The organism is Microbacterium sp. LS_15 (genome assembly GCF_041954735.1).
GTDB lineage: Bacteria > Actinomycetota > Actinomycetes > Actinomycetales > Microbacteriaceae > Microbacterium.
The window spans coordinates 99,739-117,060 of record NZ_JAVAYD010000009.1 but is presented as its reverse complement, the minus strand read 5'-3'; the positions used below and the strand labels follow the sequence as shown (position 1 = coordinate 117,060).

At 70.6% G+C, this 17,322-nt stretch carries 17 protein-coding genes; 11 read left to right on the top strand and 6 right to left on the bottom strand.

Going from position 1 to position 17,322, the window contains the following annotated elements; all coding sequences use genetic code 11:
- The first annotated feature begins 88 nt into the window (after window positions 1-88).
- The 3 genes from RAC69_RS12400 to RAC69_RS12390 are packed head-to-tail and all read left to right on the top strand — an operon-like array spanning window position 89 to window position 2,483.
- The gene (locus RAC69_RS12400) at window positions 89-706 is read left to right on the top strand and encodes a copper resistance protein CopC (RefSeq protein WP_375087073.1); all 618 of its coding nucleotides are present in this window, start codon (window positions 89-91) and stop codon (window positions 704-706) included.
- An 11-nt stretch (window positions 707-717) separates the two neighbouring features.
- Window positions 718-1,257 (top strand): copper chaperone PCu(A)C, encoded by a 540-nt coding sequence (locus RAC69_RS12395; protein ID WP_375087072.1) that lies wholly within the window; start codon window positions 718-720, stop codon window positions 1,255-1,257.
- The gene (locus RAC69_RS12390) at window positions 1,257-2,483 is read left to right on the top strand and encodes a Dyp-type peroxidase (protein ID WP_375087071.1); all 1,227 of its coding nucleotides are present in this window, start codon (window positions 1,257-1,259) and stop codon (window positions 2,481-2,483) included. The genes RAC69_RS12395 and RAC69_RS12390 overlap by 1 nt, the downstream gene beginning before the upstream one ends.
- A 34-nt stretch (window positions 2,484-2,517) precedes the next feature.
- Here the strand turns inward: RAC69_RS12390 and RAC69_RS12385 are convergent, their stop codons facing one another.
- Window positions 2,518-5,346, bottom strand: coding sequence for an FAD-binding and (Fe-S)-binding domain-containing protein (locus tag RAC69_RS12385; protein ID WP_375087070.1), 2,829 nt, complete (start codon window positions 5,344-5,346; stop codon window positions 2,518-2,520).
- A gap of 71 nt (window positions 5,347-5,417) precedes the next feature.
- Here RAC69_RS12385 and RAC69_RS12380 point away from each other — a divergent pair, with 71 nt between their 5' ends.
- From RAC69_RS12380 to RAC69_RS12370, 3 genes are all read left to right on the top strand, one after another.
- Entirely contained in the window at window positions 5,418-6,089 is a 672-nt protein-coding gene (locus tag RAC69_RS12380; protein ID WP_375087069.1) for a GntR family transcriptional regulator, read from the top strand.
- 98 nt (window positions 6,090-6,187) lie between these two features.
- Window positions 6,188-6,538 (top strand): hypothetical protein, encoded by a 351-nt coding sequence (locus RAC69_RS12375; protein ID WP_375087068.1) that lies wholly within the window; start codon window positions 6,188-6,190, stop codon window positions 6,536-6,538.
- Window positions 6,539-6,574: 36 nt separating this feature from the next.
- Window positions 6,575-7,549 carry an NAD-dependent epimerase/dehydratase family protein gene (locus tag RAC69_RS12370; RefSeq protein WP_375087067.1) on the top strand — a complete coding sequence of 325 codons (975 nt, stop codon included), beginning with the start codon at window positions 6,575-6,577 and terminating at the stop codon, window positions 7,547-7,549.
- Here the strand turns inward: RAC69_RS12370 and RAC69_RS12365 are convergent.
- Window positions 7,546-7,941: a VOC family protein gene (locus tag RAC69_RS12365; protein WP_375087066.1), complete on the bottom strand. Its 396-nt coding sequence runs from the start codon at window positions 7,939-7,941 to the stop codon at window positions 7,546-7,548. The genes RAC69_RS12370 and RAC69_RS12365 overlap by 4 nt on opposite strands.
- Window positions 7,942-8,104: 163 nt before the next feature.
- Between RAC69_RS12365 and RAC69_RS12360 the strand changes: the two genes are divergently transcribed.
- The gene (locus RAC69_RS12360; protein ID WP_375087065.1) at window positions 8,105-8,929 is read left to right on the top strand and encodes a sugar phosphate isomerase/epimerase family protein; all 825 of its coding nucleotides are present in this window, start codon (window positions 8,105-8,107) and stop codon (window positions 8,927-8,929) included.
- Window positions 8,926-10,050, top strand: a complete 1,125-nt coding sequence (locus RAC69_RS12355; RefSeq protein WP_375087064.1) for a Gfo/Idh/MocA family protein — start codon at window positions 8,926-8,928, stop codon at window positions 10,048-10,050. Before RAC69_RS12360 ends, RAC69_RS12355 begins: the two co-directional genes overlap by 4 nt.
- A gap of 54 nt (window positions 10,051-10,104) precedes the next feature.
- Here RAC69_RS12355 and RAC69_RS12350 read toward each other — a convergent pair whose 3' ends face one another.
- The 4 genes from RAC69_RS12350 to xylA all read right to left on the bottom strand — a co-directional run bounded on the left by RAC69_RS12350 (window position 10,105) and on the right by xylA (window position 14,316).
- Window positions 10,105-10,722, bottom strand: a complete 618-nt coding sequence (locus RAC69_RS12350) for a TetR/AcrR family transcriptional regulator (protein WP_375087063.1) — start codon at window positions 10,720-10,722, stop codon at window positions 10,105-10,107.
- Window positions 10,723-10,778: 56 nt separating this feature from the next.
- On the bottom strand, window positions 10,779-11,714 hold the full coding sequence (locus RAC69_RS12345) for an NAD(P)-dependent oxidoreductase (RefSeq protein ID WP_375087062.1): 936 nt from the start codon (window positions 11,712-11,714) through the stop codon (window positions 10,779-10,781).
- A 122-nt stretch (window positions 11,715-11,836) separates the two neighbouring features.
- Window positions 11,837-13,123, bottom strand: coding sequence for a xylulokinase (gene xylB / locus RAC69_RS12340; protein WP_375087061.1), 1,287 nt, complete (start codon window positions 13,121-13,123; stop codon window positions 11,837-11,839).
- Window positions 13,124-13,128: 5 nt separating this feature from the next.
- Window positions 13,129-14,316 carry a xylose isomerase gene (gene xylA / locus RAC69_RS12335; RefSeq protein WP_375087060.1) on the bottom strand — a complete coding sequence of 396 codons (1,188 nt, stop codon included), beginning with the start codon at window positions 14,314-14,316 and terminating at the stop codon, window positions 13,129-13,131.
- Window positions 14,317-14,402: 86 nt separating this feature from the next.
- On the opposite strand from xylA, the gene RAC69_RS12330 reads away from it, so the two are divergent.
- The 3 genes from RAC69_RS12330 to RAC69_RS12320 all read left to right on the top strand — a co-directional run bounded on the left by RAC69_RS12330 (window position 14,403) and on the right by RAC69_RS12320 (window position 17,227).
- Window positions 14,403-15,572 (top strand): ROK family protein, encoded by a 1,170-nt coding sequence (locus RAC69_RS12330; protein ID WP_375087059.1) that lies wholly within the window; start codon window positions 14,403-14,405, stop codon window positions 15,570-15,572.
- Between the two features lie 17 nt (window positions 15,573-15,589).
- The gene (locus RAC69_RS12325) at window positions 15,590-16,216 is read left to right on the top strand and encodes a VanZ family protein (RefSeq protein ID WP_375087058.1); all 627 of its coding nucleotides are present in this window, start codon (window positions 15,590-15,592) and stop codon (window positions 16,214-16,216) included.
- A gap of 147 nt (window positions 16,217-16,363) precedes the next feature.
- On the top strand, window positions 16,364-17,227 hold the full coding sequence (locus tag RAC69_RS12320; protein WP_375087057.1) for a GyrI-like domain-containing protein: 864 nt from the start codon (window positions 16,364-16,366) through the stop codon (window positions 17,225-17,227).
- Window positions 17,228-17,322 lie beyond the last annotated feature (95 nt).

Here is a 17,322-nt window from a genome sequence, read left to right as displayed (position 1 = left end):
CGAGGCGCGTCATCGCCGCGCACCCGTGCGCGGACTCCGCACGCAGAACGGCGTCCGTCGAGGACGCCCGTCGAGAGGTTCCCCTTCCATGTCCCCTTTCCGCAGGTATGCGGCAGGGCTGATGCTGGGCGCCGTCGCGGTCGTCGCGACGGCGGTTCCGGCATCCGCCCATGACCAGTTGATCTCGAGCACACCGGGCGCGGGCGAGCAGCTCGCCGTCGCTCCGACCGCGATCTCGATGACCTTCTCCGGTGAGCTCCTCGTGCTCGACGAATCGACGACGGGCGCCGTGGTGCTCGTCGTCGACGGCGAGGGCACCGAGTGGGCGACCGGCGCCGTGACGGTGTCGGGCAGCACGGTGACCGCCGAGCTGAAGCCCGACCTGCCGGTCGCCGGCTACCAGGTGCGGTGGCAGGTCGTCTCGGAGGACGGGCACCCCATCTCGGGCGTCATCCCGTTCACCGTGGGCGACGCGGAGCCCCTGGCCGCGGCGAGCAGCACGTCAGGCGGAGCGACACCCGCCGCCGCTCCTGCGCGCGAGCCGGACCAGATCGCAGACGAAACGAGCGGCGTGCTGCGCGTGCTGCTCGTCGGCGGGATCGGGGCAGCGGTCGCTGTCGCACTTCTCGTCGTCATCCGACTCCTTCGCCGTCCTCGGACGGCAGCCGCGGCGCCCGACACCGGCGACTCCGCGACAGAAATCTGAAAGGCACCATCATGAACACCACCGCATCCCAGCCCATCACCCGTCTGCTCGCCGTCGCGGCCGTCTCTCTGCTCGCGCTGACCGGTTGTGCGGCCGGCAACGGCCCAGCCGCCGAGAAGACCGCGCCTGCCGGCGACGTCGTCACCATCGACGACGCGTGGGTGAAGGCGGCCGACGAGGGCATGTCGGCGGCCTTCGGCACGCTCGTCAACAGCGGAGACGACGACGTGACCGTCGTGTCCGTGACGTCGGAGGCATCGAGCATGCTCGAACTGCACGAGACCGTCGAGAACGAGGCGGGCGAGATGGTCATGCGCGAGATCGAGGGCGGATTCGTCATCCCCGCCGGCGGAGAGCTGCCCCTCGAGCCCGGCGCGGACCACATCATGCTCATGGATCTCGCCGCTCCGCTGAAGGCCGGAGACGAGGCCACCTTCACGCTCACCTTCTCGGACGACTCGACCTACGAGTTCACCGCCCCGGTCAAGGACTACTCCGGGGCGAACGAGAACTACGAGTCGGGCGACGAGCACGAGGGCATGGATCACTGATGCCCGCGCCCTCTGAGGGCGCCCGCTCCCGCCGCACCGGGTCGACCCGGCGACAGTTCCTCCTCGGAGGGGCTGTCGTCGGCGTCGGCGCGGTCGCGGCGGTCGGAGCGGACCTCGCCCTGAACCGCCAGAGCCCCGAACCGGCGCCGGCGTCCGTGCCGATGAACGGCGACGAGACGGTGCCCTTCTTCGGAGCGCACCAAGCCGGGATCGACACCGCCGCGCAGGCGCACGGAGTGTTCGTCGCGCTCGACCTGCACGCCGACGTCGACAGGGCGGCGCTCACCCGGCTCATGCGTCTCCTGACCGACGACGCCGCACGGCTCACACAGGGCACGCCGGCGCTGGCCGACTCCGAGCCCGAGCTGGCGCTCGCACCCGCGCGCCTCACCGTGACGTTCGGATTCGGTCCGGGCTTCGTCGCTCGTGCCGGCGGTGAGGCTCCGCGCTGGCTCGCGCCCCTGCCCGCGTTCCGCGTGGATCGGTTGCGTCCCGAGTTCTCCGACGGGGACCTGCTGCTGCAGATCGCCGGAGACGATCCGCTCACCGTGGCCCACGCGACCCGGATGCTGTTGAAGGACGCCCGTGGCTTCGCCGACCTGCGCTGGACACAGCAGGGGTTCCGCCGCGCCTACGGCACAGAGCGGCCGGGCACGACGATGCGCAACCTCTTCGGCCAGGTCGACGGCACGACGAACCCGCAACCCGGCACGGCCGACTTCGATGACGTCGTGTGGACCGGCGAGGGCTGGCTCGCCGGCGGGACCGGGGTGGTCGTTCGGCGCATCCGCATGGATCTCGACAAGTGGGATCGGCTCGACCGCAGCGGCCGAGACGCCTCGGTCGGCCGCACGCTCGCAAACGGTGCGCCGCTCACCGGCACCGACGAGTTCGACGAGCCGGACTTCGATGCCCAGACCGCGATCGGATTCCCTGTCATCCCGCAGTTCGCGCACATCCGCCGGGCCCGTGGCGACGGGAGCGAGCGCATCTTCCGTCGCGCGTACAACTACGACGAGCGACCGCTGGGGGCCGAGGTGTCGGAGTCCGGATTGATCTTCGTGTCGTTCCAGGCCGACATCGACCGGCAGTTCACGCCCATGCAGCAGCGCCTCGACGATCTCGACCTGCTCAACGAGTGGACCACGCCGATCGGCTCCGCCGTCTTCGCCATCCCGCCCGGATGCCGGGACGGCGGGTTCATCGGCGACACCCTTCTCACCTGAGGTCGGCGGGTGCTCAGCGGGGCCGGGCGGGTGCTCAGCGGGTGATCTCCTCGAGCACCTCGATCACGTGTCGGTAGGGCCTCCCGGTCGCCCGGCTCATGCCGAGCTCACACGTGCGGTTGGCGGAGACGAAGGCGTCGAACCCGCCCGCACGCTCGGCCTCCGCGACCTCCGCGGATTCCACCGCGGTGGCGCTCGCGGTCAGCTCGGGGTGCAGCATGCCGCGGTCGCCGGCGAACGCGCAGCATCCCCATCCCTCCGGGACGAAGACGTCGTCGGCGACGGCGTTCGCGATGACCGTCAGGTCGCCGTTCGCACCCAGCGCGGTCGTCGAGCACGTCGGATGCACGGCGATGCGCGGCAGCTTCTCGGTGACCGTCAGCACCGGCAGCAGCTCCCGCGCGACGTAGGTCGTGGCGTCCTCGATCACGATGCCCGCGTACTCGGGGTGATCGTGCGCGCGCGTGGTCAGCATCACGCGCAGTCCCTCGGTGCAGGATGCCGCATCGCACACGACCGGGATCTCGCCGCCGCGGCTCGCGTCCCACAGTGCGGCGAGAACGCGGTCGACCATGCGTTCGTACCCCGCCAGATGTCCTTTCGACTTCCACGGCGTGCCGCAGCAGAGTCCGCCCGCATCGGCGGGGATCGCGACCGGCACCCCCGCGCGGTCGAGCAGGGCGCGGACGGCGTCGCGGGAGCCGATCCCGTGATCCTCGGGACCGAACATCGTGCCGACGCAGGCGCCGAACAGCACGACCTGCGCGTCGACGGGGTTCTGCGCCGCCGGCGCCTTCGATCCGCCGCGCGGCAGGGCCGCGTCGTACAGCGGAACGACATCGTCGCCGAGGATGCCGCGGCCGATCGCGGTCACACCGCGGACCAGCGGCGCGGGCAGGGCATCGGCGACGGTCAGCGCGACGCCGCCCAGGCGTGTCACGGCGCCCCAGCCCTTCGCCGCGGCATCCCACGCCGTGTCCTCGACCTTCGACGCCTCTTCGGCGCGGAGCCTGCGCACCAGGTCGCCCGTGTTGATGTCGACGGGGCAGGCGACGGCGCACATGCCGTCGACCGCGCACGTCTGCACGCCGTCGTAGTCGTAGTCGGCGCGCAGGTCGGCGAGCAGCGCGGTGTCGCCCTGCTCCTCGGCCCAGGCCATGTCGCGCCGCAGCACGATGCGCTGACGCGGAGTGAGCGTGATGTCCTTGCTGGGGCAGGTGGGCTCGCAGTACCCGCACTCGACGCAGCGATCGACCTCGTTCTCCACCCTCGGCACCCGCTTGAGGTCGTGCAGGTACGACTCCGGATCGTCGGAGAGCACGACGCCGGGGTTGAGGATGCCGTGCGGGTCGAGCAGGTGCTTGATCTCCCACATCATGTCGGTGAGGACGTCGCCGTACTGGCGGCGCACGAACGGCGCCATGATGCGTCCGGTGCCGTGCTCGGCCTTGAGCGACCCGCCCTGAGCGAGCACGAGGTCGACGAGGTCCGCGGTGAAGCGGCGGTACCGGGCCAGGCTCTCGGGGTCGTCGAACCGCTCGTTGAGGAGGAAGTGCACGTTGCCGTCCTTGGCGTGCCCGAAGATCACCGACTCCTCGTACCCGTGCTCGGCGAACAGCTCGATGAGCCGCTGGCAGGTGACGAGCAGCCGGTCGACCGGCACGACGATGTCTTCGAGCAGCGCCGTGGTGCCCGACGGACGCGCCCCGGCGACGGCCGTGTAGAGGCCCTTCCGCACGTGCCACAGCGAGGCGCGCTCGGCCGTGTCGGTGGTGAGGCGCGCGGGCGTCGCGAGGGGGAGTTCGGCGAACGCGGCGAGGGCGGCGGTCGAGGCGGCCTGCAGCTCGTCGACATCGGCGGCGTGCGTCTCGACGAGCAGCGCCGCGTGGTCGCGGACGTCGATGTCGGCGATCGCGGCCGGCACGTCGCTGAGCCCCTGCGCGACGCGCAGTGACGCGGCATCCAGCAGCTCCACGGTCGCGAGACCCTGAGCGACGAGCCCGGGGAGCGCGGACATCGCGTCGGCGAGCGTGGTGAACACGAGCAGCCCCGTCGCGATGCAGGGCAGCACGGGTACGGTGCGGAACCGTGCCTCCGCGACGAACGCGAGAGTGCCCTCGGAGCCGATCACGAGGTGCTCGAGGATCTTCACGGGGTCGTCGAAGTCGAGCAGCGCGTTGATGCCGTAGCCCATGGTGTTCTTCATGGAGAACTGCTGCTGCACCATGGCGACGTGCGCGGGCGAGGCGCGGAGGCGGTCGCGGAGGTCGAGCAGCCCGGCGGCGATGGCCGGCTCTCGCTCGCGCAGCATGTCGAGCGCGTCGGGAGCGCCCGTGTCGAGCACGGAGCCGCTGGGGAGCACGAGCAGGAGCGAATCGATTGTGCGGTACGAGTTCTCGGTGATGCCGCACGCCATGCCGCTGGAGTTGTTGGCCACGACACCGCCGATCGTGCAGGCGATCTCGCTGGCCGGATCGGGTCCGAGCTTGCGGCGGTGACGTGCGAGTCGGGTGTTGACCTGGCGGACGGTGGCGCCCGGCTCGACACGGACCAGCTCGCCGTCCTCCTCGACGGCGATGCCGCGGAAGGCCGCGCGGGTGTCGACGAGGATGTCGCCCGACACCCCCTGTCCCGAGAGGCTCGTGCCGCCCGAGCGGAAGGTGAGGGTGCGTCCGGCCTCGCGGACGGCGGCGAAGGCGCGGGCGACGCCGGCGGCGTCGGTCGGCGACAGCACGGCATCCGGGATCAGCAGATAGTGCGACGCGTCATGGGCGCGGGCGAATCGGTCGATGGAGCGCACCGAGACCGCGGTGTCCGACCCGAGGGTCTCGTCGGACAGCGGGTGCGCGAGCGTGGTGGGCATGGGGCTCCTTCGCCGAAGCAAGATTGTCAGACAAGAATACCGAAGAGCCTACCGTCCTCTACTCTGGGTGCATGACCTCCGATCCCGCCGAGCGCCTGGGCGTCGTCGGCGTCGTGGATGCCGTGACGCGCCGCCTGCGCGACCAGATCCTTCGCGGAGAGATCGGCGCGGATCTCGCCCTCACCGAGGCCAGGGTCTCGGCCTCGTTCGGCGTCGCCCGCCCCAGCGCCAAAGCCGCGATCGAGCAGCTCGTGGCATCCGGTCTCCTGGTGCGCACCGCGCACCGCAGCGCGCGTGTCGTCGCGATCGACCCGGAGATGGTCCGCGACGTCTACCGCACCCGGATGCGGCTGGAGAGCGCGGCGCTGCGCGAGCTCGCACGGGAGCGCGCGGTGCCGGATGCCGCGCGAGCGGCCAACGCTGACCTGCTCGCCATGCCCGCCGCCGCCGACACCGCCACGGTCGACCCCGACCTCCGCTTCCACACCGCTCTCATCGACGCGGTCGGCAGCGACCGCACATCGCGCATGTACCGCAGCGTGCTCGACGAGGTGCGGCTGTGCATGACCCAGGTGCAGGGCAGGCGACTGCTGGAGGCCGCCGCGATCGCGCAGCAGCACGCGGCGATCCTCGACGCGGTCGACGCCGGCGATGCCGACCGTGCAGCGACACTGCTCGCCGACCACCTCGGTGCAGCGGAGGAGCGTCTGGTCGAGGCTCTCGTCAGCCCCGCGGGGCGGTGATCTCCGCTCCCCGACGCGGATGCGTGCTGCCGTGCCACACGCCTCCCCTCGGGCGCAAGCCCAAGACGGGGAGGACATGCCGATGTCAAGCTGATGCCATGAAGCTCGTCTCGTACGCAGGTCAGCAGCTGGTCACCACCGACGATGTCGCAGACGCCCTCGTGGTGCTGGCGGCTGCGATCGCGAACGAGGGCGAGTCGGAGGCGCTGCAGATCCCGATCATCGTCGACGGCGAGAAGGACACGGCGGAACTCGTGGTGGGCCTCGGCAACGACGTGCTCGTCGGACCGAGCGCATCGGAGGGCGTCGACCCGGACTTCTCCGAGCATGCCGCCCGCCTCCGCGGACACCACCGGTTCCCGCGACGCGATGCGGGCGGCGAAGACCAGCCGCCCATGGAGTGGGGCATCGACGTGATCGACGACCTCGACCTCGACCTGCGCCCCTGACGAGCACCGCCCGCGCATTCTGAGAAGAGGACCGACATGTCAGCGACGACGGTGTTGTTCATCGGCGGTACGGGGATCATCTCGTCCGCCGCCAGTGCGCTCGCCGCCGAGCGCGGCATGGAGGTGACGCTGCTCAACCGCGGCCGATCGCAGCGTGAACCGGCCGAGGGCGTCGAGGTGCTGACCGCGGACATCGCCGACGACGCGGCTGTCGACGCCGCGCTCGCCGGTCGTGAGTTCGACGTCGTGGCCGACATGATCGCCTTCACACCCGACCAGGTGCAGCGCGACATCGACCGCTTCGAGGGGCGTACGGGGCAGTACATCTTCATCAGCTCGGCGTCGGCGTACCAGAAGCCGGTCGCGCATCTTCCGATCACGGAGTCGACGCCGTTGCGGAATCCGTTCTGGCAGTACTCGCGCGACAAGATCGCCTGCGAGGACCTGCTGACAGCGGCCTACCGGGAACGAGGCTTCCCGGTCACGGTGCTGCGGCCCTCCCACACCTACGACGAGTGGACCATCCCCGCCTTCGGCGGCTGGACCGCGATCGACCGCATCCGGCGAGGCGAGGAGATCGTCGTGCACGGCGACGGGACCTCGCTGTGGACTCTCACCCACTCGCGCGACTTCGCCGTCGGGTTCGTCGGCCTCCTCGGCAACCCGCTCGCCCACGGCGACACGTTCCAGATCACGAGTGACTTCGTCTACACCTGGAACCAGATCTACGGGATGCTGGGGCGCGCCGCCGGCGCCGAGCCGCGCCTCCGGTACGCGACCAGCGAGGCGATCGAGGCAGCGATCCCCGATCGCGCAGGCCAGCTCACCGGTGACATGGCGCACTCCGTCGTGTTCGACAACACGAAGATCAAGCGGCTCGTGCGCGACTTCGCGCCGACCATCGGACTGCACGAGTCGGCCAGTGCGATCATCGACTGGCACGACGCGCATCCCGAGTTGCAGCGCGTCGACCCCGCGATCAACGCTCTCTTCGACAGCCTTGTCGCTTAGTTCGGCGCGAGCACCGCGAGCACATTGCCGGCCGGGTCCCGGAACCAGGCGATGTCGGGCCCGCGACCAGGCTGACCGTGCGAGATGCCCTTCGCGTCGGTGCCGAGCTGCACGTCGTCGTAGATCTTGGTGACCACGCCGCGGGCGTTGAGCTCGTCGACCGCCGCCTCGACGTCTTTCACCGGGAAGTTGAGGATGGTGAAGCTCGCCGGCTGGTGATCCGGCTTCGCATAGACGAGGATCGACGCGCCGGCGCCGAGCGCGATGTCGAGGAACCCCATCTCGTTGGTCGTCACCTTCATGCCGAGGACGTCCCCGTAGAAGGTGCGGGCGGCGTCGATGTCGTCGACGCTGAATCCGCTGAACGCGTGGGTGCTGTCGAATGCCGTCATGCGTTCAGCATGCGCCTCTGCGGCGGCGGTGTCCACCCCGCATCCGGGCGACCCGCGAGCGGGTGGACACACCGCGAGAACTCATAACTTCCGCATGGAGGTTTCTGCTAGTCTGACCGCGGGCAGAACGAGCTGCCCACCCGCACTACGAAGGAAGGTCACCGTGGCCCTGCCAGAAGCATCGGTCCAGCTCTACACGCTCGCGGCGGAGTTCTCCGCCGACATGGAGGGGTCGCTCGACAAGCTCGCCGCGATCGGCCTGCGCAACGTCGAGGCGTTCGACTTCGTCGGCCGGCCCGACGAGATCCGCGCAGCCCTCGACGCTTCCGGTCTCGCCTCGCCGACCGGGCACGCGCCCCTGCTCTCCGACGAGCTGTGGACCCCGGACGGCTCGATCCCCACCCCCGCGCCCGAGGTCGTCTTCGAGGCAGCGGCGAAGGTCGGCATCAAGACCGTCATCGACCCCTTCGTCGTCACCGACCGCTGGCTGACGCTCGAGGGCGTCACCGACATCGCCGAGCGTCTGAACGCCCTCACCGAGACCGCCGCCGGCTTCGGCCTCGAGGTCGGCTACCACAACCACGCGCAGGAGTTCCTCGCCGAGTTCGACGGACAGACCGCGTACGAGCGCTTCATCGCCCTCACCGACGAGCGCGTCGCCATCGAGCTCGACCTGTACTGGGCGCTGGTCGGCGGACAGGACGTCACCGCGCTCGTGTCGCTGCTCGGCGACCGCCTCGTCGCCGCCCACGTGAAGGACGGCGTCGCACCCGAGAGCAACCCGTTCGCGCCCGGCGCTGAGGCCTTCGGCTCCGACTCCCTCGACCAGTGCCACGCCGGCACGGGCGACGTGCCTCTCGCCGAGGCGCTGCGCGCGGCATCCGACCTGAAGTACGCGATCATCGAGTACGACAACGCTCCGGGTGACGTGTTCGCCGACATCGCAGCGAGCTACGCGTTCCTCATCGAGGGCGGTTTCGCCCGATGAGCGCGGTCGGCATCGGCATCATCGGCGTCGGCGTCATCAGCGACACCTACCTGCAGAACCTCTCGTCGTTCCCCGACACCGAGGTGCTCATCGTCGGCGACCTGCTGCTCGACCGCGCCCAGGCGCAGGCCGAGAAGTACGGCGTCCCCGCGTTCGGCTCGGCGGAGGACGTGCTCGCACACCCTGACGTCGACCTCGTCGTGAACCTCACCATCCCGGCCGTGCACATCGAGGTCTCGCGTGCGGCGATCGCCGCCGGCAAGCACGTGTGGACGGAGAAGCCCCTCGGGCTCGACCGCGACGGCGCGTCGCTGCTGCTCCGCGAGGCGGAGGCGGCCGGACTGCGGATCGGCTCCGCGCCCGACACGCTTCTCGGTCCTGGGTTCCAGGCCGCGCGCCGCGCGATCGAGGCCGGCGTCATCGGGCGGCCGCTGTTCGCCCAGACGACGTTCCAGACGCAGGGCCCCGACCTGTGGCATCCGAACCCCGGCTTCCTCTTCGCCCGGGGCGCCGGCCCGCTGCTCGACATGGGGCCGTACTACTTCTCCGCCCTGGTCAGCCTGCTCGGCCCGGTCGACCGCGTCGCCGCCGTCGGATCGAAGGCGCGCGAAGAGCGCGAGATCCACACCGGACCGCTCGCCGGCACGACCTTCCCCGTCGAGGTGCCGTCGACGATCCAGATCGTGACCGCGTTCGAGGGAGGCGCTCAGGCGCAGAGCCTGCTGAGCTTCGACTCGGCGCTCGAGCGTCACGGGATCGTCGAGATCCACGGCACCGAGGGCACGATCGTGCTGCCCGACCCGAACACGTTCGCCGGACGTATCGCCTACGTCAAGCCGCTCGGCGTGATCCGCGACGGGATGTCGTTCGAGCAGGAGTGGATCGAGATCGAGCACGCGGACATCGAGGTGGGCCGCGGTCTCGGAGCCCTCGACATGGTGCGTGCGATCGCCGAGGGGCGCCCGCACGTGGCCTCGGGCGAGCTCGGCTTCCACGTGCTCGATGTGCTGCTCTCGGCGCAGGACTCCGCCCAGTCGGGCGCGACGGTGACCGTGGAGAGCACGGTCGCACCCGTGCCGCTCCTGCCGGAGGGCTTCGACCCCTTCGCCGCCACGCTCTGACGCGCACGGAACCCGCGGGTCCGTCGGCTCACGCCGGCGGGCCCGCTCCGTCGTTCAGTGAGGGTCGCGGTTCCCGGCCAGCAGCGCGTCGAGCATCTCCAGGGCGGCCTCGTGATCGACGGACGGGTCGAGCAGCCACTGTGTCTGCAGGCCGTCCGAGGCCGCGATGACGAGGGACGACACGAGCACGGCATCCAGGTCGTCGCGGATCTCGCCCGACGCCTGCAGCTCGCGAACGCGCTCGGCCATCTGCTCGCGCAGGCGCGAGAAGCGGTGCGTTGCGAACTCGTAGGCTGCGGGGTGCCCCTCCTCGAGCGCGTTGGCGACGAGTGTCGAGTAGAGCTGGACGAGGCCGGGGATGTTGCGGTTCTCCTCGGCGGAGACCCGCATCATCATGGCGGGGCTCAAACCGGACGACTCGGGGTGCTCGGTGTCGTTGCGGCGCTCCGACTCGCGGTACACCGCGACCAGCAGCTCCTCCAGGGAGCCGAAATAGTGCGTGAGTGCGGCGTGCGTGACGCCGACCTCGTGAGCGATCGCTCGCAGGCTCGTTCGTCGAGAACCGCGCTTGGCGAACACCTCGATCGCCTTGTCGAGGATCTCCTGCCGCCGGGCGATGCCCTTCGCGTAGCGCCCCGGGCTGCGGGGTCCGTCGTCGGAGGGAGCGGCCATGCTCCCGATGATACCCACGCCGCGGTGAAAACCTCCGATTGGAGGTTCAGGCAAGGCTAGGGTCGGACCTGGTTCACGAGCTCTCGGTCGGCGGCCAGGTGCGAGACGTTGTCGTCGATCAGCGCGCTCGCGCCGATCGGACGGTTTCCCGCGACGTGCGGGGTGATCTGCAGGTTCGGGGCGTCCCACAGCGCATCGTCGGCCGGGAGCGGCTCGGCCTTCGCGACATCGATCGCGGCCGCACGCAGCCGTCCCGACGACAGGGCGTCGATCAGAGCGCCCTCGTCGACGGTCGCTCCACGCCCGACGTTGACGAAGGCGGCACCGGGCTGGAGGGCACCGAAGACGGCGGAGTCGAACAGGTCGGCCGTATCCGGCGTCGCGGGCAGCAGGGACACGAGGATGTCGGTGTCTGCCAGCACGGCATCCGCATCCGCGTCCGCGTGCACCTCGAAACCCGCCCGCTCGCCGGCGCTCCGCGCGATGCCGCGCACCTCGGCGCCGAGCGCGCGCAGCACCGGAGCGAGAGTGGCCGCGATCGAGCCGAAGCCCCAGATCGTGACCCGAGCGCCCGACAGCGTGAACTGCGCCCGCGTGCCCGTCGCGCTCTGCGCCTCGTTGAACTCCTCGTCCCACCGATGGTCGAGCTGCGCATCGCGCAGGCGGTCGAGGCGGCGGACGACCGCGAGGATCAGAGCGAGCGTGTGCTCGGCGACGGGACCGTCATGCAGCGAACGGCCCGAACAGATGCGCACCTCGGGAGCGAAACCCGACCGCAGCACGACATCCGCCCCGGACGCGAGGGCCTGCACGAGGCGCAGGCGGGGCAGCATCCGTGCGGCCTGTTCGAGCCACGCACCGGAGTTGTGCCAGACGACGAGCACCTCGGCGTCGCGATGCTCCTCCGGGATCTCGCGCTCGATGTCGTACACGACGGCGTCGACGTCGCCGCTCAGATGCAAGTCGATGGTGTCGGGGATCAGGATCTTCATTTCGCCTCCGGTCTCACCGTAGTCACGCAGAGGATGCTGCGGGCCCGCGCCACACGGAACGCCGAGCGAGGAGCGGGAAAGGCCGGCAGGAGGGTGCGTCGTCGGCAGCCGGCGGGGAGCGGCTAGGGGAGGGCGGCGATGGCCTGGCGGGCTGCGCCGAGCGCGACGTACTCGCCGGGCTCGGGTAGCTCCACCGGCAGTCCCAGCACCGGGGGCGCGATCCGTCGCACGGCCTCCGACTGCGCACCTCCGCCGATGAGCAGTGCGCGTTCGAGCGGGATGCCGAGGGCGCGCAGTGCGTCGAGGCCGGCGCCGAGTCCGCGCAGCATCCCCTCCACCGCCGCGCGCGCGAGGTTCTCGCGGGTCGTGGAGGCGAGCGTCATGCCGCTGAGGGTCGCGGTCGCGTCGGGGAGGTTCGGTGTGCGCTCGCCCTCGAAGTACGGCAGCAGCGTGAGGCCCCCAGCCCCGGGGGCGGCTGCGAGGGCGAGGTCGCTGAACTCCTCGTGATCCACGCCGAGCAGCGCAGCCGTGACATCGACGACCCTGGCCGCGTTGAGCGTGGCGATCAGCGGAAGGAAGAGTCCGGAGGCGTCGGCGAACCCCGCGACCGTGCCCTCGGGGTCGTTCACCGGTTCGCGACTGACGGCGAACACCGTGCCGGACGTCCCGATCGACACCACGGCGTCGCCCGGCTGGGCGCCGAGGCCGAGCGCCGCACCGGCATTGTCGCCGGCGCCGGGTCCGACACGGCGACCGTCGGCATCCGTCACCCACTCGTCGGGTCCCAGCACGCGGGGCAGGATCGCATCGTGGCCCAGCGCCGCCGCGAGCAGTTCTCGGTCGTACTCGCCGGTCGCGGGGTTCCAGTAGCCGGTGCCCGAGGCGTCGGAGCGGTCGGTCACGAGCTCGTCGAGCATCGGGTTCTCGGGTCCGAAGCCGCGCAGACGCCAGGTCAGCCAATCGTGCGGGAGTGCGACCGCGGCGACTCGGGCGGCGTTCTCCGGCTCGTGGTCGCGCAGCCAGCGCAGCTTGGTGATCGTGAAAGACGCGACGGGAACCAGCCCGGTGCGCACCGCGAGAGCGGCCGCGCCGAACTCGTCGATCAGGTCGGCTGCCGCACCGGCCGAGCGGGTGTCGTTCCAGAGCAGGGCGTCGCGGACGACACGGCCCTGCGCATCGAGCGCGACGAGTCCGTGCTGCTGTCCCCCGACCGACCAGGCCGCGATGTCGTCGAGCGAGCCGGCCTCTGCGATCGCCTCCTGCAGTGCACGCCACCAGGCCTCGGGGTCGACGGAGGTCCCGTCGGGATGAGCTGCGCGACCGGTGCGGACGACCGCTCCGGTCGCGCCGTCGACGACGACCGCCTTGCACGACTGGGTCGACGAGTCGACCCCGAGAACCAGGGGCATGGCGATCAGCGGGCGCCGAGGAGGTGCTCGGTGGCGAGCTGCTGCAGTCGCACGAAGCCGAAGCCCTTGCCGCCGAAGTACGCGTGCGCGTCGAAGTCCTCGTAGGCGCTGCGGTCGGCGAGGAAGTCGTCGTACGACTCGCCCTCGGCGAGGGTCGGCGTCGAGAGTTCATCGACGCGGGCGGCCGCGAGGGCCTCCTGCACCTCCGGGTCGGCACGGAAGGCGGCAGCGCGCTCCTTGAGCAGGAGGTAGGTGCGCATGTTCGCGGCGGCGGAATCCCACACGCCGTTCTCGTCTTCGGTGCGGCTGGGCTTGTAGTCGAAGTGGCGGGGGCCGTCGTACGCGGGCACGCCGCCGGGGCCGCCGTTCTCGAGCAGGTCGACGAGCGCGAACGCGTTGTGCAGGTCGCCGTGGCCGAAGACGAGGTCCTGGTCGTACTTGATGCCGCGCTGGCCGTTGAGGTCGATGTGGAAGAGCTTGCCGTGGTACAGCGCCTGGGCGATGCCCGCGGCGAAGTTCAGGCCGGCCATCTGCTCATGGCCCACCTCGGGGTTGAGGCCGACGAGCTCGGGGCGCTCGAGCGAGTCGATGAACGCGAGCGCGTGGCCGAGGGTGGGGAGCAGGATGTCGCCGCGCGGCTCGTTCGGCTTCGGCTCAATCGCGAAGCGGATGTCGTAGCCCTTGTCGGTCACGTAGTCGCCGAGCAGGTTCACGGACTCGCGGTAGCGCTCGAGCGCGGCACGGATGTCTTTCGCGGAGTCGTACTCGGCACCCTCGCGGCCGCCCCACATGACGAACGTCTGAGCACCCAGCTCGGCGCCCAGGTCGAGCTGGCGGAACACCTTGCGCAGCGCGTAGCGGCGCACGTCGCGGTCGTTCGAGGTGAAGCCGCCGTCTTTGAAGATCGGGGCGCTGAAGAGGTTCGTGGTCACCATGGGTACGACGATGCCGGTGGCGTCGAGCGCGCCCGTGAGGCGGTCGATCTGCGTCTGACGTTCGGCGTCGGTCGAGCCGAAGGCGAAGAGGTCGTCGTCGTGGAAGGTGAGACCGTACGCCCCGAGTTCGGCGAGCTTCTCGACCGCGTGCACGACGTCGAGCGCCGGCCGGGTGGGACCCCCGAACGGGTCTGCACCGTTGTACCCGATGGTCCAGAGGCCGAAGGAGAACTTGTCGTCGCGAGTGGGGGTGGGCATGGCTGCTCCTGTGCAGGTCATCGGATAAGTTGTGTTTGACAACATATCTCATGACAGGGGGGGCGTCCACCCCCTACAGTGAAGGGATGCCGTCTCCGACGAGTACCGCCAGCGGAACCCGCCCGCACAATCTCGCGCGCGTCCTGCGGCTCGTCCACGAGGAGGGCGCCCAGTCCCGCGCAGCGCTCACCGAGCGCACGGGTCTCAACCGCTCCACGATCGCCGACCTCGTCGGCGAGCTGGTCCGCCGCGGGCTGGTCGACGAGCGGGTGCCCGATGTACCCGGTCGGGTCGGGCGCCCATCGCCGGTCGTCACGGCATCCGCGCGCGTCGTCGCGATCGCGGTGAACCCCGAGGTCGACGCGATCGAGATCGCCGCGGTCGGGCTGGACCGCAGCATCCTCGTCCGTGAGCGCCTCCCGAACGAGTCCCTGCCGACGCCCGAGGCGGTCGCCGGGGTGATCGCGGAGCGGATCGCGGCCTGGCGCGCCGATGCCCTGGCCGACGGCCGCATCGAGGCCGTCGGCATCGCGGTGCCCGGTCTCGTGCGCGCGAGTGACGGCGTGGTGCGCAATGCGCCGCACCTCGACTGGGTCGACGTGCCGCTCGCCGAGCTCGTACGCGCGGCGGCCGACGTCACGGTCGTGGTCGACAACGATGCGACGCTCGGAGCGATCGCCGAGCACCGCTACGGGGCAGGCCGGGGCATCGACGACCTCGTCTACCTGAACGGCGGTGCCTCGGGTATCGGCGGCGGGCTCATCATCCGAGGATTCCCCGTGACCGGGGCGGGCGGATACGCCGGCGAGTTCGGTCAGAACCGTCCGCGCATCACCGATGACGCCGACCGCCGCACGGCCGACGGGGTGCTCGAAGCGGAGGTGAGTCGGCGTCTGCTGCTCGACGTCGCCGGGCTCGACCAGGCCGACGACGACACGCTCGACCGCGAGCTGACGGCCTCCGACTCCTCCGAGGTCGAGGCGGAGGTCACGCGTCAGGCGCACGTGCTCGCGAGCGCGCTCGCCAACGCGGTGAACGTGCTGAACCCCTCCGTGATCGTGCTGGGCGGATTCCTCGCGACGCTCGCCGACCTGCAGGGCGAACGGCTCGCCGCCGACGTCGCCGCGCTGGCGATGACGGAGAGTGCCGAGGGGCTCGAGATCCGACCCGCTGCCCTGGGAGCGGACCGCCTGTTGATCGGAGCAGCCGAGCTCGCGTTCGCGGAGCTGCTGACCGATCCGGGTGGCCACGTATGAGGGGCCCCGTCGTGAGCGTGGTTGACCTCGCCATCGTGGCAGTGTCCGTGTTCGGCGGCATCGCTTTCACCGTCTGGCGCCTGCGCAGAGGCGACAGGTTCACGGTGTTGCGGCTGCTCAGCGGTGTCGCGGCGAGCGTCTACTTCGCCGCCTTGATCGCTCTCACCTTCCTACCGCTTCGCCTCGAGGCTTCGGAGTATGAGAAGCCGTGGTGGATCTGGGTCAATGTCGTGCCGTTCCAAGACATCGTGGACGACCCCGTCGGGTTGACGCTCAACGTGGCGCTCTTCGTTCCGCTCGGTCTGCTCGCGCCGGTGCTTCTGCGCACATCGACATGGCTGCGAGCGGCGCTGCTGGGGCTCCTTGTGAGCGGCACGATCGAGATCGTTCAGTTCATCGGGGACGTCACCGTGGGACCCGGCAGAGTCGCTGACATCGATGACCTCATCACGAATGTTCTGGGAACCGTGATCGGTTACCTCGTCCTGCGGCTCGCGATCCGGGTCCCGGCGTTCCGCCGCGTCGCACGTCTTCTCTCATGGCCGGCGCCGGGAACGAGTGAAGCCGTTGTCGCGGAGGATCTCGACGATGGCGGCGGCTCGCGGGGTTCGCGCGCCGTCGCTCGAGGCGACGCGGCTTCGTGAGCCCGGACCGCTCTCCCTGACGAGATCCAGCACTGGCCGCTCGTGTGCGAACGAGTCGCGCGGGGCGGAGAACCGATCGCATCGGACACGGATGGTCGGGTCGCGGGCTACGCTCGAGCCGCACGATGGTGAGGAAAGGAGGACCTCATGATCGGAACGCTCAACGCCTTGGTCGATCGGATCGAGGCCGCAGCCGGCACGGAGCTCGATGTCGCGGACTTCGCCCGAGCACACGGAACGACCGAGTACCACCTGCGCCGGATGTTCTCGGCGCTCGCAGGCATGCCGCTCTCGGAGTACATCCGTCGGCGACGCATGACGCTCGCAGGTGCGGAGCTCGTCGCGGGGGCGTCGAGCCTGCTCGACGTCGCTGTGCGGCACGGCTACGGATCGGTGGAGGCGTTCGCGCGGGCATTCCGTGCCGTGCACGGCATCTCACCGGCGGACGCGCGCCGAGACGGGGGACCTCTCCGCACACAACCCACGCTCCGGTTCCGCCTGAGCGTCGAAGGGAGAAGTCCGATGGACGTCACCATCACCACCGCACCCGAGCTCGTTCTCGTCGGCCACGCCGTCGAGGTCCCGCTCATCCACGAGGGAGTGAATCCGCGCATGCAACAGCACATCGCAGGGATCCCCGCCGAAGAGCACGCGCGGCTCAAGGCGCTCAGCGACGCCGAACCCGCCGGCATCCTCGCGGTCACCGGCGACACCCCGCCGGACGCGCCGGAGGGCACGATGCTCACCTACCTGCACGGCGTCTCCGTGCAGCCGGATGCCGAGGTGCCGGCCGATCTCGACGCGATGCGTGTCGACGCAGGATCGTGGGCGGTCTTCACCGCGAGCGGTCCATTTCCCGAGACCCTGCAGAACCTCTGGGCGGCGACCGCGACCGAGTGGTTCCCGTCGAACCCCTGGCGGCTGCGGCCCGGACCATCGATCGTGCGCTACCTCGAGTTCACGGGGACGCATGCGTCGTGCGAGCTGTGGCTGGCGGTCGAACCGGCCTGATCGCGAGGGCGGGTGGGTCGGCTGTCGGCCCACCTGTTGTCCGGCCCCCGTGGCACACTGAGCGCATCGCCGACTCAGATCGCCAACCGACGCGG